The organism is Streptomyces sp. NPDC002537 (assembly GCF_053594975.1).
In genome coordinates, this window is sequence record NZ_JBSFWT010000015.1 from 35,273 (window position 1) to 54,681 (window position 19,409).

Annotated in this window: 15 protein-coding genes; 8 read left to right on the forward strand and 7 right to left on the reverse strand. The window is 72.0% G+C overall.

Annotated features, from left to right (window positions below; translation table 11 throughout):
- Nucleotides 1-321 precede the first annotated feature (321 nt).
- Together ACWD4A_RS09760 and ACWD4A_RS09765 are read right to left on the reverse strand one after the other, a co-directional pair.
- Nucleotides 322-2,379 carry a phosphocholine-specific phospholipase C gene (locus ACWD4A_RS09760; RefSeq protein ID WP_451191653.1) on the reverse strand — a complete coding sequence of 686 codons (2,058 nt, stop codon included), beginning with the start codon at nt 2,377-2,379 and terminating at the stop codon, nt 322-324.
- A 170-nt stretch (nt 2,380-2,549) separates the two neighbouring features.
- The gene (locus tag ACWD4A_RS09765) at nt 2,550-3,827 is read right to left on the reverse strand and encodes a globin domain-containing protein (protein WP_451191656.1); all 1,278 of its coding nucleotides are present in this window, start codon (nt 3,825-3,827) and stop codon (nt 2,550-2,552) included.
- A 282-nt stretch (nt 3,828-4,109) separates the two neighbouring features.
- Between ACWD4A_RS09765 and ACWD4A_RS09770 the strand changes: the two genes are divergently transcribed.
- A complete protein-coding gene (locus tag ACWD4A_RS09770) occupies nt 4,110-4,814 on the forward strand; it encodes a response regulator (protein WP_451191659.1) in 705 nt (234 codons plus the stop codon).
- Nucleotides 4,815-4,841: 27 nt separating this feature from the next.
- Here ACWD4A_RS09770 and ACWD4A_RS09775 read toward each other — a convergent pair whose 3' ends face one another.
- On the reverse strand, nt 4,842-6,518 hold the full coding sequence (locus ACWD4A_RS09775) for a GAF domain-containing protein (protein WP_451191662.1): 1,677 nt from the start codon (nt 6,516-6,518) through the stop codon (nt 4,842-4,844).
- Nucleotides 6,519-6,897: 379 nt separating this feature from the next.
- Between ACWD4A_RS09775 and ACWD4A_RS09780 the strand changes: the two genes are divergently transcribed.
- Nucleotides 6,898-7,545 carry a transglycosylase SLT domain-containing protein gene (locus ACWD4A_RS09780; protein ID WP_451191665.1) on the forward strand — a complete coding sequence of 216 codons (648 nt, stop codon included), beginning with the start codon at nt 6,898-6,900 and terminating at the stop codon, nt 7,543-7,545.
- 112 nt (nt 7,546-7,657) lie between these two features.
- Here ACWD4A_RS09780 and ACWD4A_RS09785 read toward each other — a convergent pair whose 3' ends face one another.
- Nucleotides 7,658-8,737 (reverse strand): cobalamin-independent methionine synthase II family protein, encoded by a 1,080-nt coding sequence (locus ACWD4A_RS09785; RefSeq protein ID WP_451191667.1) that lies wholly within the window; start codon nt 8,735-8,737, stop codon nt 7,658-7,660.
- Nucleotides 8,734-8,994, reverse strand: a complete 261-nt coding sequence (locus ACWD4A_RS09790; protein ID WP_451191670.1) for a hypothetical protein — start codon at nt 8,992-8,994, stop codon at nt 8,734-8,736. Before ACWD4A_RS09790 ends, ACWD4A_RS09785 begins: the two co-directional genes overlap by 4 nt.
- A gap of 532 nt (nt 8,995-9,526) precedes the next feature.
- Here ACWD4A_RS09790 and ACWD4A_RS09795 point away from each other — a divergent pair.
- Nucleotides 9,527-10,057 carry an EF-hand domain-containing protein gene (locus ACWD4A_RS09795; protein WP_451191673.1) on the forward strand — a complete coding sequence of 177 codons (531 nt, stop codon included), beginning with the start codon at nt 9,527-9,529 and terminating at the stop codon, nt 10,055-10,057.
- Between the two features lie 52 nt (nt 10,058-10,109).
- On the opposite strand, the gene pth is transcribed toward ACWD4A_RS09795, so the two are convergent.
- Nucleotides 10,110-10,694, reverse strand: coding sequence for an aminoacyl-tRNA hydrolase (gene pth, locus ACWD4A_RS09800; RefSeq protein ID WP_451191675.1), 585 nt, complete (start codon nt 10,692-10,694; stop codon nt 10,110-10,112).
- A gap of 116 nt (nt 10,695-10,810) precedes the next feature.
- Entirely contained in the window at nt 10,811-11,950 is a 1,140-nt protein-coding gene (locus ACWD4A_RS09805; RefSeq protein WP_451191677.1) for a hypothetical protein, read from the reverse strand.
- Between the two features lie 369 nt (nt 11,951-12,319).
- Between ACWD4A_RS09805 and ACWD4A_RS09810 the strand changes: the two genes are divergently transcribed.
- The 5 genes from ACWD4A_RS09810 (at nt 12,320) to ACWD4A_RS09830 (ending at nt 19,309) form a co-directional block, all read left to right on the forward strand.
- Nucleotides 12,320-14,824 (forward strand): lantibiotic dehydratase, encoded by a 2,505-nt coding sequence (locus ACWD4A_RS09810; RefSeq protein ID WP_451191680.1) that lies wholly within the window; start codon nt 12,320-12,322, stop codon nt 14,822-14,824.
- A gap of 75 nt (nt 14,825-14,899) precedes the next feature.
- Complete coding sequence (locus ACWD4A_RS09815; protein WP_451191682.1) at nt 14,900-16,246, forward strand: B12-binding domain-containing radical SAM protein; 1,347 nt, start codon at nt 14,900-14,902, stop codon at nt 16,244-16,246.
- The gene (locus tag ACWD4A_RS09820; protein WP_451191684.1) at nt 16,243-17,322 is read left to right on the forward strand and encodes an arginase family protein; all 1,080 of its coding nucleotides are present in this window, start codon (nt 16,243-16,245) and stop codon (nt 17,320-17,322) included. The genes ACWD4A_RS09815 and ACWD4A_RS09820 overlap by 4 nt, the downstream gene beginning before the upstream one ends.
- On the forward strand, nt 17,319-18,371 hold the full coding sequence (locus ACWD4A_RS09825; protein ID WP_451191687.1) for a hypothetical protein: 1,053 nt from the start codon (nt 17,319-17,321) through the stop codon (nt 18,369-18,371). Before ACWD4A_RS09820 ends, ACWD4A_RS09825 begins: the two co-directional genes overlap by 4 nt.
- The gene (locus ACWD4A_RS09830; protein WP_451191690.1) at nt 18,371-19,309 is read left to right on the forward strand and encodes a PHP domain-containing protein; all 939 of its coding nucleotides are present in this window, start codon (nt 18,371-18,373) and stop codon (nt 19,307-19,309) included. Before ACWD4A_RS09825 ends, ACWD4A_RS09830 begins: the two co-directional genes overlap by 1 nt.
- Nucleotides 19,310-19,409: the final 100 nt, after the last annotated feature.

Sequence of the window (19,409 nt, forward strand, 5' to 3'; positions counted from 1 at the left end):
GTTCTCCTCGGGGATCGGCGGGACCGCTCATGATCGACATCATGTCCGGGGAGAAGCGGGGCGATGCCGGGAGAGTGTGACGGCAGGGTGGATCAAGCCGGGGGCCCGCCGACGGTTCTCGACGCCTTCGGCAGCCGCATATCGGGTCGAAAGGTTCAGTGGTGCTTCAGTCGACCCCGTCCGATACGGCGTGGCATGTCCGGACTACCGCCGAGAATGGCGGGAATTGACGGGTGTCGAACCTGCCGGTCGACGGCGGCTCCCCGGCCGCCCTCCCGGAGGCCCGTACACGGCGTCCGGAGGGCGGCCGGGAACCCGGCCTCAGACCGTGACGATCGCCGGGTCGCTCACCCCCGGCTCGCCGTTCTCGACGTGCCCGGCGAAGCGGCGCAGGAAGCCGCGGTCGGTGTCGCAGACCACGGACACGTCGTACCAACGCCTGCTGTGCCGTAGGTCGACCTTCCGCACCACGCGCTTGCCCGCCCGCACCCGGACCGTCTCGCTCTTCCCGCCGTAGGCGTCGGTGAGGGTGAGGCGGCAGTCGGCCTCGCCGTGGTTGGCCAGGGTCAGTTCGACCCGGCCGCCGTGGGCGTCGTGCCGGGCGGTCACCTCGGGTCCCGCCGTGGTGCCGGAGCCCTTGAAGGCGCGCAGGAAGCCGTTCGGCCCGTGCACCGCCAGGTCGTACGCCCCGTGCGAGGAGGCCGTGTTCCAGGTGTCGGAGAGCCCGGCGCCGGCCGCGGTGGTGTACGTCCACGGCCCGTCCGCGCGGTTCGCGGAGGTGACGGTGAAGCACACGCCCGCCGCAGGGCCCCCGCTGAAGGTGAGCGTGACGCGCCCGGTCGAGGGTGTCACCGCCGCGTCCACCACCGGGGCGTACGGCAGCGGGCGCGCGGGCCGCGAGCCCCGCTCCTGCTTGGGCAGCGAGGGGTGGGCGGGCGGCGTCGGCACATAGCTGGTGTGCCGGAGCCGGTCCTGCGGCGCGTACGCGCGGGTGTCCGGCAGCCGGGCGGGCGCCGTCTGCCGGAGCCGGAAGTCGAACGCCGAGGTGAGGTCGCCGCAGATCGCCCGCCGCCAGGGCGAGATATGGGGCTCGCGCACACCGAAGCGGCGCTCCATGAACCGGATGATGGAGGTGTGGTCGAAGACCTCGGAGCAGACGAAGCCGCCAGTGCTCCAGGGGGAGACCACGAGCATGGGCACGCGCTGACCGAGTCCGTAGGGCCCGGCCGCGTAGTGGGCGTTGCCGGGGAAGAGGTCGAGCGCGGTGTCCACGGTGGAGGCGCCCCGGGCGGCGGAGGCGGGCGGGAACGGCGGTAGCACGTGGTCGAAGTAGCCGTCGTTCTCGTCGTAGGTGATGAACAGGGCCGTCCTGCTCCACACCTCGGGGTTCGACGTGAGGGCGTCCAGGACCTGGGAGATGTACCAGGCGCCGTAGTTCGCGGGCCAGTTGGGGTGTTCGGAGAACGCCTCCGGGGCGGCGATCCAGGAGATCTTGGGGAGCTTCCCGGCCTTCACGTCGGCCCGCAGGACGTCGAAGTAGCCGTCACCCTTCTTGACGCTGGTGCCGGTGCGCGCCTTCTCGAAGAGCGGGTCGCCGGGCTTGGCGTCGCGGTAGCGGTTGAAGTACAGCAGCGAGTTGTCGCCGTAGTTGCCGCGGTAGGCGTCGTCGAGCCAGCCCCAGGAACCGGCCTTGTCCAGGCCGTCACCGGTGTCCTGGTAGACCTTCCAGGAGATCCCGGCCCGCTCCAGCCGCTCCGGGTAGGTCGTCCAGTCGTAGCCGGCCTCCTCGTTGCCGAGGACGGGGCCGCCGCCCTTGCCGTCGTTGCCCGCGTGGCCCGTCCACATGTAGTAGCGGTTGGGGTCGGTGGCCCCCATGAAGGAGCAGTGGTAGGCGTCGCACACGGTGAACGCGTCGGCGAGCGCGTAGTGGAAGGGGATGTCCTCCCGCGTCAGGTACGCCATCGTGCCCGTGCCCTTGGCCGGGATCCACTGGTCGTACTTCCCGCCGTTCCACGCCTGGTGGCCGCCCGCCCAGTCGTGGTTGAGGCCCGCGATGAACTGCATCCCGAGGTCCTTCGCCGTCGGGCGGTAGGGCAGCACGTCCTTGGTGCCGTCCGACTGGTGCCAGACCGACCTGCCGCCGGAGGGCGCGGCCGGACGGGGGTCGCCGAAGCCGCGCACTCCCTTCAGCGAACCGAAGTAGTGGTCGAAGGAACGGTTCTCCTGCATCAGGACGACGATGTGCTCGACGTCCTCGACCGTGCCGGAGCGGCGCTTGGCGGGAATGGCGGCGGCGCGCTCGATGCTGCTCGACAGAGCCGCGAGACCCGCGGTCGCGCCGGCGATCTGGAGGAAGCGCCGGCGATTGAGTTCGGACATGAGACGGGGACCCCTTGGGGTGAGGAATACGGAGCCTGCGGTGCGATCCAAGAGCAGCGAGCATGGAAGAGGGGAAGGTGTCGCTGGAGTGAAGCAATGCGGTACGCGAGGCGAACGTAGCGGACGGCGTGACCGTGCACCAGGGGTCTCCGGCAGGCTCTCGGCCCCCCTCAGCGCACGGCCGCCGCCGGCACCTCGTCGTAGGGCAAGGGGGGCAGGGGGTCGTGCCGGACGCGTCCGGCGGGCAGCCCCGCACCGGCGAGCCGCGCCACGGCCGCGCGCACCATGGCGGGCGGGCCGCTGACGAAGGCGAGGTGTCCGGACCGGTCGCCGTGGCCGGCCGCCGCGTCCACCAGCGGCCCGTACGGGTCCGCGGCCGGGCCCTCGCCGATCACCGGGACCACGCGCAACCACGGGCGGCGGCGCTCCAGATCGGCAGGCGACTCCTCGCCGTACAGCCCGCCGGGACCGGGGACGCCGAGGAACAGGAATACGCGGTGGTGCGCCTGCCGACGGGCCGCCAGCTCCTCCAGCAGCGCCTTGACGGCGGCCCATCCGACATCGCTCGCCACCATCAGCAGGTCGCGCGGGAGGCTGTCGTCGAGTGTCATCGTTCCGCCCGCCGGGCCCAGCCGGAGCGTGTCCCCGACACGGGTGCGCAGCACGAGCGCCTCGCTGACCCCGCCCGCGCCGGTCAGCCGCACATGGAACTCCAGCTCCCCGTCCGGGTGCGGGGCGCGGGCCAGCGAGTACTGCCGCCACGCCTGCGGCAGCAGCGGGGAGGCCACGGACGCGTACTGCCCGGCCCGGTACGGGTAGGGCTCGTGCGGCCGCACCCGCAGGACGGCGAGGCCCGGCCGGCGCGGCTCGTGCGAGACCACCGTGGCCTGCCAGGCCGGGGGTTCGGCGAGGGCGGCGTCCGCGCCCTCGGCCATGGCCGTGACGGCGAAGCGCAGCATGCGCAGCCAGGCTTCCTCCATGGCCCGGTTCCACCGTGTGCCCGCCGTGCGGCGCAGGGCCTCGCGCAGCGCGGCCTCGAACGTCGCGAAGTGCGCGGGCCGCACCCCGAGCTTGCGGTGGTCGCGCCCGAGCCGGGCGAAGGCCTCCCGGATCTCCTCCGGCCGGTGCAGGTTCTCGATCAGGTAGTGGAGGATCGCCGCGAGGTGGCGGCGCTGGAACTCCATCGAGGCGGGGAACAGCGACCGCAGGAAGGGGCGTTGCGCGAACATCGCGTCGTAGAGGTGGCCGATCAGCTCGTCGAGGGGCAGCACGAGATCGAGGTGACGGAGGATCACCCGCTGGTCGGCCGCGCCGTCGTGGCGCCGGGCCGTCTCGTCCGCGGCACGGTCCGTGTCCGTGTGCCGCCCGGGGGACAGCAGCCGTTGCCGCAGCCGCATGGCGTCGTGCCGGGCGAGCAGCGCGTGGTAGTCGGCGTTGACGGGGGTCACGGTGGGGGCTCCTTACGCGGGCGCGGCATGTCGCGCCGATGGGTCCGGCGGGCGGGGGTTCCGGCCCGTCCGGCGGGTGGGCGGCGTCAGTATGGCAACCCCCGGCAGGGCCCGTTCGGCCCTATCCACCAGGGCCGTTCGGCCCTGCCCGGCAGGTGGGCGGGGGTTTTCGGCCGGCACCGCACCACCCGGCGAGGGCGACCCGCGCGCGTCGCCGTGCCGGGCACCGGCATACAGTGGACCGGCAATTCGGTACATCCCGCCCGACGGAGTGAGCAACGCATGGACAGTTCTGCGGCGCCCCTGCGCGTCTTCGTCCTCGACGACCACGAAGTGGTGCGCCGAGGGGTGCGCGACCTCCTGGAGGCGGAGGAGGACATCGAGGTGGTGGGGGAGGCGGCCACCGGACCCGCCGCGCTCACCGGCGTGCTCGCCGCCCGCCCGCACGTGGCGGTCCTGGACGTACGGCTCGGCGGGCGCGGCGGCGACCACGAAGGCATCGGGGTCTGCCGGGAGTTGCGGGCGCGGATGCCGGATCTGGCCTGTCTGATGCTGACGTCCTTCGACGACGACGAGGCCCTCTTCGACGCCATCATGGCCGGTGCGGCGGGCTACGTCCTCAAGCAGATCAACGGCTCGGACCTGGTGACGGCGATCCGCACGGTGGCCTCGGGCGAGTCGATGCTGGACCCGCGCACGGCCTCGCGCGTGATGGCCCGGCTGCGCGCGCCCGAGGCGTCGCGGGCGGAGCCGGACGGCCCGGCGCTGGACCGGCTCTCGCCCCGGGAACGGCAGATCCTGGAGCTGATCGGCGAGGGATTGACGAACCGTCAGATAGCGGACAGGCTGCTGCTGGCGGAGAAGACGGTCAAGAACCGCGTCTCCTCCCTCCTGGCCAAGCTGGGCGTGGGCCGCCGGGTCCAGGCGGCGGAGATCGCCGGGCGGGCCCGCGGACAGCTGGAAGGGCGGGGCGCGCGGCGACCCTGACGGGGACGCCTCCCGCGAGCCCGGCGGTCACCCCGGCAGCGGTACGCGCCAGACGATCCTGGTCCCGCCGGCCGCGGGTGACTCCACCGACAGCGCGCCGCCGTGGAGTTCGGCCCGTGACCGCATGTTGGCCAGGCCGCCCGTGTGCGGGCCGCCGCCGACGCCCACACCGTCGTCCGCCACCGTCAGTGTCACGTCGTCGGCCACCACCAGCGTGATGTCCACGCGGCGGGCACGCGCGTGCCGGGCGGTGTTGCTGAGGGCCTCGACCGTCACCGCCAGGACCTGCGCGGCCAGTTCGTCGGGCACCTCGGTGTCCGCGGGGCCGTCGATCCGCAGAGCGGGCGCGAAGCCCAGCGTACGGGTGGCGGCCTGCACGGCCTCGGCCATGCCGCGGCGCAGCCCCGCACCGCCGTCACCGGCCGTGCGGAGCCCGAAGATGGTGGACCGGATGATCCGGATGGTGGTGTCCAGGTCGTCCACCGCGCGGCCGACGCGCTCGGCTGCCTCCGGGCGGTCGATGAGCCGGGTCGCGCTCTGCAGGGTCATGCCGGTGGCGAAGAGGCGCTGGATCGCCAGGTCGTGCAGGTCCCGGGCGATCCGGTCCCGGTCGTGCAGCACCGCCAGCTCCTCCGACTCGGCCCGCCGCCGGGCGAGTTCGAGGGCGATCGCGGCCTGGTCGGCGAAGCCCGAGACCAGCCGCACCTCGGTGTCGTCGAACGCGGGCCGCCCGGCCAGCCGGCTCAGCCGCAGCGCGCCGCGGGCGCCGGAGCCCGTCGGTAACGGGACCGCGATGGTGGGCCCGCAGCTCGCCTCCGCGCTCTCGTCGCTCTCGTCGAGGGGGTGCGCCCGCGGGTCGGAGCGTGCGTCGGCGCTGGCCACCGGCGACCCCGTGCGCGCGGCGGTCCCGGCCAGCGAGCCCGTCGCCGGGACCGTCCGGCCGCGCAGCCGGTCCGCGCCGGGCCCGTGGGCCACCCGCACGGTCAGCAGGGGCTCCGTACCGGACGCCGGAGCCGGGAGCAGGACGACGGCGCGGTCGGCGCTCGCGACCTCCATCGCGCGCTCGGCGATCGACTGGAGCGCCGCGTCGGCGTCCGTACCGGACAGCAGGCTCCGGGTGATCTCGCCGAGGGCCTCCAGCCAGCGCTCCCGGCGGCGGCTCTCGTGGTACATGCGCGCGTTGTCGATGGCCACGCCCGCCGCCATGGACAAGGTCGTCAGCACGGCCTCGTCGTCCTCGTCGAAGGCGCCGCCCCGCTTCTCGGTGAGGTAGAGGTTGCCGAAGACCTCGTCCCGGACCCGGACCGGCACGCCGAGGAAGCTGCGCATCGGCGGATGGTGCTCGGGGAAGCCGGAGCTGCGGGGGTGGCGCGAGAGATCGGTGAGCCGCAGGGGCGAGGGGTTGTGGATGAGCTCGCCGAGGATGCCCCGGCCGCAGGGTGTGCGGCCGATCCGGGCCGTGAGCTCGTCGGACATCCCGACGGGCAGGAACTCCGACAGCCGCTGCCCGTCGCCGACCACCCCGAGCGCGCCGTACTCGGCGTCGGTGAGCGTGACCGCCGCCTGGACGATGCCGCGCAGCACCTGGGGCAGCTCCAGACCGTGCCCGAGGCTCATCACGGCGTCGAGCAGCCCACGGACCCGCTCCGGTTCGAGCAGCTGCGGCCGCAGCTCCTCCCGTGCACCGTCCGCGGTTGTCGACATGGCTGCTCCGAGGGTCAAGTTGCCTGGTCAGAAGCCTACGCCAGCCTTTCGGCGGCCATCGGCGCGGGTGGTCACCCCGGGTGTGCGAGCGGTCGCTCCGGGTCGGCCGGGAGGCCGCCCCGTGTGAGGCCGGGCATAGGAGCCAGATCACTTACGAACCTCGGTAGTGACCCCCGCAAGCGGTCGAACCGGGCATTTCTTTGGGTCCCGGCGACCCCGGCGGTATGAAGCGCGGTAGTAGGTCACACCTTTGCCAGCGCCTTTCGCCGCCGCTAACAATTGCCGAGTCGCACGGCGCCGTCGATCGAGACACGGCGCTTTTCGTTCGCGCCGATCCGGGCCACTGCGACTCACGCGATTGGAAGAGGTTCAGCACATCATGCGCTCCACCATCTCCGGCTATACCCGTCTGCCCAAGGCTCACAAGATCTCCGCCGCAGGCATCGCCGCGGCCGGTGCCGCCATCCTGGCGTGCGCCGCCGTCCCGAACGCCTTCGCCGCCTCCGACACCCAGCCGGTGGCCGTGAAGACCGTCGCGTGGAACACCACCGCTTCCGACGACTCCGGCCAGGCGCAGCAGGCCCAGCAGGCCGCTGTCACCCAGGCCCACGCCGACGCCGCCAAGACCAAGGGCGACCGGGCCGCCCAGCAGGCCGCCGCGAGCCGCTCCGAGGACCGCAAGCCGGTCGAGACCCGCAAGGCGTACGCGAACAACCTGGACGGCTGGATCACCGAGGCGCTGGACATCATGCACGCCAAGGGCATCCCCGGCTCCTACGAGGGTCTGAAGCGCAATATCATGCGCGAGTCGACCGGCAACCCCCAGGCGATCAACAACTGGGACTCCAACGCCGTCGCCGGCATCCCCTCCAAGGGCCTGCTGCAGATCATCGACCCGACGTTCAAGGCGTTCCACGTCGACGGCACGTCCTGGGACATCTACGACCCGGTCGCCAACATCGTCGCCTCCTGCAACTACGCCGCCAAGACCTACGGCTCCATGGACAACGTCAACTCCGCGTACTGATCCGGAGCCCGGCTTCCCACCCGCCGAAGGGCGGCGGCACCACCACGGTGCCGCCGCCCTTCGGCGTACCCGGCTCCCGTCACGGGAGACGGCCACCACGCAGACGGTGCTGTCAGCCGGCCAGTTCGCGGGCGGCCAGGGCGGTGCCCTCGATCCGGGCGCGGATCTTGGCGAAGGCGGTGTCGCGGGAGGTGGAGGTGTCGTCGGCGAAGGGCGCGAAGCCGCAGTCGTCGCAGGTGCCGAGGCGGTCGGCGGGCAGATGACGGGCGGCGGCCAGGACCCGGTCGCGGACCTCCTCGGGGGTCTCGACGCGCGGGTCGATCGGGTCGGTGACGCCGATGAACACGCGGGCGTGGCCGGGCAGACGGTCGGCGAGGAGACCGAGAACCTTGTCCGCTTCCGGCTCGCCGGCCAGCTGGACGTAGAAGGCCCCAGCCTTGAGCCGCAGCAGCGCGGGCAGCAGGGTGGCGTAGTCCACGTCGAGGCTGTGGGTGGAGTCCTGGTCGCCGCCGGGGCAGGTGTGCACGCCGATCCTGGTCCGTTCGACGGCGGAGAAGCGTTCCAGCACACGGTTGTTGAGCGCGACGAACCGCTCCAACAGGCCCCCGCCCGGGTCCAGCTTCAGCGCGAGGCGCGCCTCGGTGAAGTCGAGCTGGACGACATGCGCACCGGCGTCCAGACATCCGCGGATGTCGGCCTCGGCCTCGGCGGTGAGATCGTCGAGGAAGACTTCCCGGGGGTAACCGGCGATGCCTTCCGGCGGGTAGAGCAGGCTGAGCGCCGAGGGGGCGATGACGGCCTGTTTGACGGGAACGGTCGCGTACCGGCGGGCGGCCCGCAGATACCGGTCGGCGTGCACGGCGTAACGCAGCGGCCCCGCCGTCAGACGGGGCAGCCGCCGCTCGTGCCCGTCGGCGAAGGGGATGACGACACCGTCGGGTGCCAGCCGGTCCAGTCCGGCGACGGGGTAGGTGGCGAAGCTGGGCTTGGACTGCTCTCCGTCGGTGACGACCGGCGAGCCGATCTCCTCCAGACGGCGGACGGTGTCACGGACCGCGCGGTCCTGGACGGCGGCGAGTTCGTCGTCCCCGATCCGCCCGGCGCCATGGTCCGCCATGGCCGCGAGCAGCTCGGCGGGCCGGGGGATGCTGCCGATGGGCTCGGTGGGGATCCCCACGAAGGCCCCGGTCACGGCCGGATCTCCAGCTGCGCCTGGCCGTTGCTTCCCTTGATGCCGGAAGCGAGGCACTCCGTGGACAACTGGCGAGGCAGCGCGAGGAGCACGTCCCGCCGAGCCGACTGCCCTTCGCCACGCCCTGCGGTGACCCGGCCCGACAGGGTGACGTCAAGGGCGCCGGCGACACGGGTGGTCGTCCCGCTGTCGTAAACGATCGACGACCACTTGCCGTCGGCATACCGCACGGTTTCCGTGAGGCGGGGGCTGGCCACACCGTTGCAGGACGCCGCCGGTGACACTCCGTCCAGAGAGCCGGTGGCCGATTCGGTCCGGCCGGGTGCGACGGTGCACGCGTACTGGGCCTCCGTGTGGACGCGGGTATCGCGTGGCGCAAGCGTCAGCGGCGGGTCGTACGTACTCTCGCTGGGCCCTGTGCACAGGACGCCCCATCTGTGTCCGCTCCCGTCAGCCTGACCGGTGGGCGCCCACACCAAGGACGAGCCCACCAGGAGCAGGGAACTCAACGCCACTGCCGCACCACGCCCACCGGCCATGCACCCTCCAGAATCCCGAATCCGCTACCGCCCCTGACTACCCCGGATCCCTCCCGCCGTCCCCGGCTCCCGGCAGCGGGTCGCCCGCGCGCGTTCCGCCCGTGCGCGGGACACGCGCCACACACACCACATCACCGTGACGCGAGCCGTCCGGGCCGCCTTGAACCCCGGGGTGCCGGGTAAGGACAGCCGAGCGCGAACGCCGCGCTCACGACCGGATGTATCCGATGTATCTGGAGAAAGGGATCTGGTGGACGACATCACCGCGAAGCGACTGGTCTTCGCCATGCTGGACGCGGACGGAGACGGGGTCATCTCGAAGGCCGAGTACTCCGCGCGGGCCGAGCGCGTGGCACTGGCCACGGGACATGCCGAGGACGATCCACTGGTCGTCGTCGCCCGCACGGCCGGACAGCGGGCGTGGGCATCGATGGACGCGGACGACGACGGTGGGGTGACCTTCGACGAGTACGCGGCGTGGGCCGGCGCCGAGGCGTTCGACAGCATCTGCGAGCCCGTGCTCGGCGCACTGTTCGACCTTGCGGACACGGACAAGGACGGCGCCCTGCGCCTGCCGGAGTTCACGATGTTGCGCACGGCGCTGGGGAATCCGGTCAGCAGTGTCGAAGCGGCCTTTGCCGCACTGGACACCGACGGCGACGGTCGCATCAGCCGTGACGCCTACCTCGCCTCCGTCCGGGCCCATGTCTCCGGGGAGAGCTCCCCCATGGGCGAGGCCCTGTACAGCAGCACGACAGCGGGTGCCGTAGAGGCACGGTGAAGGCCGGCCCCCCGGCGCTCGCGCAGGGGGCTCCGCCGCCGGCCGTGCCGAGTCATACGTCGGCCGCGTGCAACTCTCGCTGCGCCCTGTCCAAGCCGTGGAGCACCAGGGTCTCGACCGTGTCCGCGCAACGGTCCAGAAGTGTCGGCAGCTCTGTTCGTTCGTCCTCGGAGAACTCCTCCAGGACGAACTTCCCTATGGTCCGGCCCTTCGGCGGCCGGCCGATTCCGAAGCGGAGACGCATACACTCGCGGGTGCCCAGAGCGTTGATCACCGAGCGCTGTCCGTTGTGCCCGCCCGGACCGCCACCACGCTTCAGCCGGATGTCGCCGAACGGGAAATCCAGGTCGTCCTGCACCACGAGCAGACGATCGGCCGGAATGCCGTAGTTCCGCATGACGGTGACGACGGGGCTGCCGGACAGGTTGATGAACCACTGCGGTTCGGCCAGGATCACACGACGACCGCCGATCTCGGTCTCCGCGACACGGGACCGGACCTTGTGCAGCCTGAACGTCGCTCCATGACGCTCGGCGAGCCGGTCGACGACCAGGAATCCGGCGTTGTGCCGCGTGCCGCGGAACCACGGCCCCGGATTGCCGAGCCCCGCGACCAGCCAGCACTCATCGGAATTCATGGGCCGGGACCTCCAGATGTCAGCTTTCCGCCGACTCCGAACCGGCCGACGCGACAAGCATTCTGACGGACGGCCCCGAAACCGCGGAGCCCGGCCCACGGACGCGACCGCGTCGCTCAGCAGAGTTCCTCGGGAACAGCCAGCTGCGCCACCTTGGCGGTCGTCAGCTCGGTGGCCAGGACGCTGCGCTCCAACGGCAGCAAGCGGTGCGCCTTGCAGTGCTGCGTCGGCAGTGCCGCGTAGCCCTCCCCGACGATCCGCGTCCAGGACGGGTCGAACCGCACCCGGACGATGAGGTCCTGCACCTTGTCGGAGACGATCGACGATCCCAGCAGCCACAGACCGGGCTCCCGCCCGCGTTCCGTGCCCGGCGGATCGAAGGCCAGGTGCAGCAGCCCCGCCGAATGCCCCTGCGGATCGCGCAGCCGGTGCCAGTCGATCCGTCCGTCCTCGTCGATCCGGCCGAATGTGCCGGTCCCCGCCTCCGCCGTGCCGAGCAGCACCACCCAGACGCCGCCGGGCCCGCTGATCAGCCCCACCGGTGTGCTGCCGCGCTCCGCCGGAACGGGAATCTGCGACGTGCGCCCGCTCCGCGGGTCGATCCGCAGCAACGAACTCGCGCTGTCCTGACTGACGTAGAAGTCCCCGCTGACCGGGTGCCGGGCGGCGAAGATGGGCTGGGACTTCGCCTCGAAGAGCCGATGGCGGTCCGGACACGTGTGGTCCAGGGCCAGTACCTGGTTGCTCTCCTTCAACGTCACCCACAGCACGTCGCCGTACTCGTTGACGTAGTGCGGCCCGTGGCCGCCGCCAGGGACGGCGATCTCCCGCTCCACACGCGGCGCGGCATCGAGCGCGTCCGCCCCCGGGTCCACCAGAAGCAGCCGGTTCCCGCCCTCGTGCGTGGCCCAGATCCTCCCGGGGTGCCGCGCCGAGACGGCCAGTCCGTGCAACAGCGCGTCCGACGGCCCGAGAGGGAACGCCTTGATGCCCGTCACCTGCTCGGTACGCGGGTCGAGCCGCAGCTTCACCAGATGGCTGTTGGACATCTGCGACACCAACACCATCGGCCTGCCGGGCATTTTGACGATCTCATGCGTCTCCGCGGCGAACGGCAGCCCGTGCTCCACCACCGATCGCGGCATCCCCTTGCCCACCGGACCGGCGGTCGCCGCCTCCGGTGCCCCGAACAGTGCTCCGGCCGCGGTCAGACCCCCCAGGGCGAGCAGCCGACTCTGAAATGTGCGGCGGTCCAAACGGTTCCCCCTCGTGCGCGCAGCCCCTCGTCGACGGATCCATGGAAGCGGTGTGTCCCGACCATCGGATGACAGACGTACTGTTCTCACCCTTGTGGGTGACTGGATCGGACGGTCCCGCCCCGTCGGCGCCCCTGGCGGTCGGCCCTACCGCGGCGTTCACGGCGCGTCCACTTCGCCGTAGTAGGCGAAGGATTCACGGTATGGCCGAAATCAAGTGGCATGCGCACGTATGCTGTTGAAGCTTCACTGTCAGCCGACTATCGTGATTTTCGGCTCGATTAAGGCGCTATTTCCGGGGTGAGTCGGTTGCCTGATCACGGTACGGATCCTGCCCACCCCCGGGGCCGCGAGCGTGAATGGTCGCTCGTGCCCGTGGTGTTGCTGCGCCAGGCCGGGTTTCCGGCCGATCTCCTGCGGCAGTTCACCGACCGTCCGGCCGCCGACGCCGCCGACGCCGTACTCGCACAGGACGGCACGGTGCGCCGTCTCGCCCGACAGGTCAAAGCCGAACTGCGGACGGCGCGCGTCGGCCGTGAGGGAGACCTCGCCTCCGGCGTCGGCATGGCCCGTCCCCTCCCGCGGCGGGAGCTCGCCCGGCTGCGTGCCCGCCTCGCGCCGCCTGCCCTCGGCGCGGTCGAGCGCTACCAGGACGCCGTCGGGCTCCTGGACGCGATGTGGACCGCATACGAAAGGGACTTCACCGAGCGGTTCGCCGATGCGCGCCGCCGAATGGCCGGGCTTTTCGGCGAACCGGACCTGAAGCAGGTCCTCCTGCTCTCGAACGACGCCCGCTTCGGGGAATTCGAGGCGTGGATCGACCAGGGGGCCGGCGGGTCGACCGGCCACGTCCGGCGCATGACCGACCTGCTCGCGATGTACCTCCAGCGCGTGACCACGAAGAACGAGACCCACGCACACTTCGGCCCCCTGTCCGTGGCCAGGGTGACCCCGGAGGCCACCGGCATCTCGTGGGACGTCGGACCGCTGCGGAGGGTGGCTTTCCTGAGCCACTGGGCGGGGGAGCGGCTGGCGGAGGTCTTCAGCCGACGGCCCGCGGCGTTCGAGGGAGTGCGGCCCCGGCGGCGGCCGCTCGCGTTCACCGAAGGCGCCGACATCGCCCTGTACGCCTTCGAGACCACCACCGGCATGCCCGACGACTGGCGTTTCGTCGCGGTGGCCACCGACACCCTCGACGCCGACCAACTGTGGCTGTGGCAGCGGTGCGACGGCGAGCGGACGGTCGCGTCACTGCGCGCCGAGTGGTCCCGCCGTGGTGGCGGACCGGACCGGCTCGACCGCGCCCTGCACGAACTGATCGAGAAGGACTGGCTGGTCGGCCGCTGGGAGATCCCGATCGGAACCGCGGACCCCTTGGACGTGCTGAGCGAGCACCTGCGGCACACGTCGAGCGGAGCGCGGGACCTCACGACTGTCCGGAAATTCCACGACGGTCTGCGGGAGTTCGCGTCCGGAACCGCCGAGAGCCGCCCACCGCTGCTCGCCGCCATGAAGAAGACCTTCGAGGACGTCACGGGAACCCCGGCCAACCGGTCCGCCGGCGCGCACTACGCCGACCGCGGCATCTTCTACGAGGAGGCGTACGGCCCGGTCCGTGACATGCGCATCGGCCAGGACATCGCCGATCTGATCGGCCGTGAGCTGTCCGTGGTCTACGAGTTGGCCCTGCTCGCGCCGCGGCTGCGCGTCCGCCGGGAGCGGGAGATCCTCCGCCGCTGGGTCGAGGAGCGCTTCGGTCCGGGAACCACGGTGCCGCTCCAGCGCTTCTACGCCGGCTTCTACGCCGACAAGCCGGGCCTCGCCCGGGAGTGCGAGGAGATCGACCAGGACATCGCCGCGCTGGACCGGGAGATCACCGCGGCACTTCTGGAGGGCCACGCCGACGGCGAGCACGAAGTCGCCGTCGAGCGGGGACGCCTGGAGGAGTTGCTCGACCGGTTCCCGGCGGCACCGCCCGCCCTGTGCAACCCCGACGTCATGCTCGCCGCGGCGGACGCCGGCGCGCTCGCCCGCGGGGACTTCCTCGCGGTCGTGGGCGACTGCCACGCCGTACGGGAGGCGCTGACCCACTCCAGCCTCGCGCCGCTGATCCACGCCGAGGCCCCGGAACTCCTCACGGAGGTCCACTCCCGCTATCTGGATCTCCTGGCCGAGGACGAGGTCCTCGTCGACCTGGCCCGCGCGCACCCGGACAAGACCGGGGCCCAACTGGTCTATCCCTGCCCGGATCTGGAGGTCCACGGCCTGTCGCCCAAGGGCCGGGAGCGTGTGCTCCACCCGCAGCAGCTGTACGTCACGGCCCGGGACGGGCGTCTGGATCTCCGCGCGCACGGGACCGACGGGCGGCTGAAGCTGCTGGCCCCGCTCGCCGGGGGCCCCGGCATCCGTCAGGACCCGCTCTCCCCGTTCGCCTTCCCCCGGCACTTCGGCGGCGTCGGGCTGCGCGGCGCCGGCCGCGACCACCTGCCGAGGATCCGCTGCGGCCGCGTGGTCCTCCACCGCGAACGCCGGCGGATCCCCGCGGCAGCCTTCCGCGGGTGGAGCCCCGGCGTGCACCCGGCGCGCGGCGACGCGGCCGAATTCGCCGCCGGACGCCGGCTCCGCCGCGACCTCGCGCTCCCGGACCAGGGCTTTGTGAAGATCCCCGGCGAGCCGAAGCCGGTGTTCGTCGACTGGGAATCCCCACTCCTCGTACGACAGCTCTTCCGCCTCGCACGGAAGAGCGGATCCCCCGTCGAATTCAGCGAAATGCTGCCCGCCCCGCACCAGCTGTGGCTGGAGATCGAAGGACAGCGCCACACGAGCGAGCTGCGTTGCGCGGTCTTCTCCCGAGGACAGCGCGGACAGGACTGACGCGGCCGCACCGGAACGGAAAGGAGCCCGTCTCTCTCCGAGCACTCCCCGAAGAATCCCATGAGCGGGGGAACCATGACCAAGAGCTGCATCGTCCAATTGCCCTTCCCCTCCACACAAGACCCCGACACACGGCTGTCCGCCTACTACGAGGACTACGACCGCCGCTTCCGCGCATTCCTCCCGGAATACTTCATCCCGTCGGACGGACTCTGGGAAATCCCCCTGTGGGTGGCCCATTTGACGGCTCTGCTGGACAGCGCGGGAATCGAGTCCTGCTTCCGCGACCTGTCCCGCACCCCGGCCGACACCGAGTCCTGCCGCGATCCGCTGCTGGCGTCGACCGCACCCGGCGACCTCGTCCTGATATCGCCCCTGGCGCAGAACTTCCGGCTCGCCCTGGACCTCGCGCGCGAGCTGGAGAGCGCCGGACGGCGCGTCGTCCTGGGCGGCAACATGGCCCCGCTGGCCCCCGAAGGCGCCGTGCACGCCGTGCACCGCGGCCAGCTCGACGCCGGCTTCGCGGCCGTCCTGGTCGAGCTCGCCTCGGGACGCGGCGGCCGTACGGAGAAGCCCGCACCGCGCGGGCTCGTCGCCGAGCGGATCACCTGGGCACCGGACTACCGGCACCTCGGCGGCTACAGCGGCAAGGTGCCGATGCTGCGTCTCAACGCCAGCCACGGCTGCCTCTACCGGTGCGCCTTCTGCGGCGACGCCTGGAGCAAACAGCTCACCCTCGTGGACAGGAACGCCCTCGCCGCCGAAGTGGACCAGCTCGCCGGCCGCTTCCCGGACACCCGCATCGTCTACATCGGCGACAAGACCTTCGGACAGTCGAAGAAAGCGGTGGACAATCTGCTGGAAGTCTTCCGCGACCACCCCGGATACAGGTTCATCGCGCAGACCCACGTCATGCAGGTGAAGGACTGGGTCATCGACGCCATGCTCGAACTCGGCGTCGCCGTGGTCGAGCTCGGATTCGAATCCGCCGATTCCCGGATGCTCAAACAGCTCGGCAAACTGTCCCGCGGTCTCGACGACTACACCGAGAAGATCCACGCACTCAATGACGCCGGTCTGAAGGTCGTCCTCAATATGATGGGCGGGCTGGACGAGGAGACGGAGCGCTCCCACACCCAGACCGTCGACTGGCTGGAGACCAACAGCCGGGCACTGTGGCTCTTCAACCTCTACAACTTCGTCCCCTATCCGCTCACCCCCGACTTCCCGCGCCTGCGCGGCCGCATCTTCAACTGGGACTTCGCCCAGTGGCGGGAGGACGCCCCGGTCGTCTACCGGCCCGCCCACCTGGGTCCGGAACGCAGCTGGGAGCTCTTCCAGGAGAAGATCGCCGCCGCCCACCGCATCGTGCGCACCCCCGAACCGGCTCCCCCCGACCGCTCCGCAAGGGAGGCGACATGACCGAGATCCCCGACTTCGAGGCGCTCCACCGCAGCGTCAAGCCGGAGGAGTTCGAGGCGGACCCGCTGCCCGGCTGGGCCGGTCTCGCCACCCTGTTCGGCGCCCCCGTCACGTCCCCGGCGCAAGTGGACGTCGGGGACGACGGCTGGGTCGCCTCCGCCGTCCCCTTCGACGCCACCGCCAGCTCCCGGCCCGGCGCGGCCGAAGGCCCCCGGGCCATCCGCCAGGCGAGCCTGGTGTTCTCCAGCTACCTCACCAGCCTGGGCCAGTGGCGGATGCTGGACACCCGCAGCGGCCGGACGTTCCGCTACCGCGCCCCGCGCGTGGCCGACGCGGGGGACCTGCACATCTACCCCACCGACACGATCCGCACCTTCCAGGCGGTCGCCGCCGGGAGCCGGAGGCTCAGCCGTACGGCCCCGCACCTGATCTTCCTCAACGGCGACCACTCCGCCACTTTCCCGACCTTCGCGGGCTTCCGCGCGGGCAGGCTCGACCGTGGCGCGCGGCGCGTGGGATTCGTGAACATCGACCACCACTTCGACTTCGGCAACTGGAGCACCCTGCACGGCCCGCTCTACCACGGGTCGAACTCCCGCCGGATCAGCGAACTCCCCGGCATGCGCCCCGAGGACATCGCCTTCGTCGGCGTCGGCGACGTGACCAAGTACGACCAGTTCCGCGACCTGATCGACCGGGGCTTCCACGTGGTGCCGGGGGCACGGATCCTCCGGGACGGCGCGGCCGCGGCCCTGCGCCCGCTCGTCGGGGAACTCGGCGAGCGGTGCGACACCGTGTACGTCTCGCTGGACATCGACGTCCTCGACAGCGCCGTGGCGACCGGGACCGGCCATGTGACCATGGGCGGCATCGGCACCGGACACCTCCTGGACGTCTACGAGGAACTACGGGCCTTGCCCGTGGAGGCCGTGGACATCGCGGAAGTGGCCCCGCGCTACGACCCGTCCGGCAGCACGGCCCAGATCGCCGCCCGGCTGCTGTTCGAATTCCTCTTCCGTACCGATTGCGCCGCGCCGGACCTGGCGCCCTGGACGGACCCGCGGGAGGAGCCGTGAGGTTCGCACCCTCCGAGGCGCAGCTGGACTGCACCGACCTCGTCCGCACACCGCCGGGCGGACCCGACGCGGCACTGGAGCGGCTGGCCCGTGAGGCCGCCGGGCTGCTGCACCGGACCGGCTACGCCGTCTTCCGCATCGGCCGCCTGCGACTGGGCGTCGAGGACAGCAGGCGGCTGGCCCTGGCCCTCGCGGAACGGCTCCGGGACGCCCTGCTCGTCCGGGGCGCCCCGGCGGGCATGCGGCTGGAGGTCGACAAGCCGCAGCCGACGTACGTCCCCGAGGGCTTCACGACGCGCACGCTGCTGCCGCACCACGACGGGCAGCACTGCTCCTACCTCACCCCCAGCCTGCTGGACGCCCCCGACTGGGATCCCGCGTGGCGGGAGTTCGGCTCCGCGGGCTACACCACGACCCCGGCCCACAAGATGTACCAGGGCATCTTCCTGCCCGCCGCGGGCGAGGGACTGAGCGTCACCACGTACTACGACTGGCTCGCCATCATCGAGGACACCCTCGACCGGCGCGCCGTCCCCACCGGCCACGACCCGGTGGGGACCGCGGCCCGCTGGCTCGGCCACAACGTGCGGACCGCGCTGGAGCGCCAGTCCGAACACGGCTGCCCCTACCCGTCGTTCGGCGCCATGCTCGGGCTGGAGGAGCCCCTCTGGCACGGCCTGTCCTTCCACCATGGCGAAGCGGAACTGACCGAGGAGGACCGCATCCGTTACCCGGCCGCCGTTCCGCTGTCCGGCCGCTGCGCGTGCGAGGAATGCCGGGGCGCGGCGGCACGGCTGTTCTGCCACCAGGTGACCATGGCCACCGGCTCGACCTGGGCCTCCTTCCGCTCCCGCTGGGAGGTGCTCGTGCCGGGAGACCAGTGCGACCTGGTCTTCGGGCACAACCTGACGATGCTCCACGGCGGCCTGGCCGGCGGGCCGGGCCGGCTCATCGAGCCGCTGTGCCTGGTCGTGGACAACCCGTCGGGCCCCGCGTACGAGCGCTGGCTCGCCGCGTCCTGGCGGCGCTCGTTCCCGGAGGACCGTTGATGCCCGGCGTACCCGCACACCGCACCACCCCGGCCGACCTGCACCTGCACACCCGCCACTCCGACGGCGACGAGTCCCCCGCGGAACTCGCCCGCCGCTGCCTGGCCGCCGGACTGCGGGCCGCCGCCGTCACCGACCACAACACCCTCTCCGGGGTGGGGGAGTTCACCCGCGCCGTCCACGGGGCGCTCACCGTCGTGCCCGGATGCGAGATCACCACCGAGTGGCGCGGCGAGGAGACACACTGCCTCGCCTACTTCGTCGACCCCGGCGACCCGCGGCTCCTGCGCGGGCTCCGCCGCGTGCACGACGCCGAACTGGAGTGGTGGCGCGCCTGGACCGACCGCGCCCAGCACATCGGGGTACCGCTCACCTGGGACCGGGTGACCGACCGGCTGGGCGGGGACCGCGTCGCCTACGTCGGCGACTACCTGACGCTGCTGGTCGAGGCCGCGGGCGACGACCCCCGATTCACGCCGTACACCCCGGCCTCGTACGACCGGCTCAGGGCCGACTGGTGCCGCCCCGGCAAACCGCTCCACATCGAACGGCCCTGGCGCCCCCACCTGCCGGAGGTCCTCCACTGGATCGCCGAAGCCGGTGGCGTCGCGGTGCTCGCCCACCCCGCCCGCGCCCTCGACGCCGCGGACGAGACCCCGACGGCGCTGCTGAAACCGCTCCACGACACCGGGCTGGCCGGGCTCGAAGCGTGGACCAGCTGGCACACCCCCGCCCAGAGCGCGCACCTGGCGCAGGTCTGCGCCGAGCTCGGCCTGGTGGCCACGGCGGGCTCGGACTACCACGGGCCGCGCGTGAAGCCCTGGGTGCGCGGCCCCGGACTGCTGCCCGCCCTCCCACCGGACCCCATGGCCGTCCTCGACGCCCTCCACGAGCAGCGGCCGCCCACCCGACCCGCACCGACGACGGGACCTCTGTGACCTCTCCGACAACCTCCTTCTCCGATGGATCCGATGGATCCGATGAATTCGATGGATCCGACGAAGACGTCACGCCGCCGGGCAACCCCGCCTGGCACCT

What these genes read in the sequence shown, in the direction of transcription:
- ACWD4A_RS09775 (WP_451191662.1), bottom strand. Translation starts at nt 6,518, where the DNA reads ATGTCGACAACCGCGGACGGTGCACGGGAGGAGCTGCGGCCGCAGCTG.
- pth (WP_451191675.1), bottom strand. Translation starts at nt 10,694, where the DNA reads ATGAATTCCGATGAGTGCTGGCTGGTCGCGGGGCTCGGCAATCCGGGG.
- ACWD4A_RS09760 (WP_451191653.1), bottom strand. Translation starts at nt 2,379, where the DNA reads ATGTCCGAACTCAATCGCCGGCGCTTCCTCCAGATCGCCGGCGCGACC.
- ACWD4A_RS09830 (WP_451191690.1), top strand. Translation starts at nt 18,371, where the DNA reads ATGCCCGGCGTACCCGCACACCGCACCACCCCGGCCGACCTGCACCTG.
- ACWD4A_RS09780 (WP_451191665.1), top strand. Translation starts at nt 6,898, where the DNA reads ATGCGCTCCACCATCTCCGGCTATACCCGTCTGCCCAAGGCTCACAAG.
- ACWD4A_RS09820 (WP_451191684.1), top strand. Translation starts at nt 16,243, where the DNA reads ATGACCGAGATCCCCGACTTCGAGGCGCTCCACCGCAGCGTCAAGCCG.
- ACWD4A_RS09770 (WP_451191659.1), top strand. Translation starts at nt 4,110, where the DNA reads ATGGACAGTTCTGCGGCGCCCCTGCGCGTCTTCGTCCTCGACGACCAC.
- ACWD4A_RS09815 (WP_451191682.1), top strand. Translation starts at nt 14,900, where the DNA reads ATGACCAAGAGCTGCATCGTCCAATTGCCCTTCCCCTCCACACAAGAC.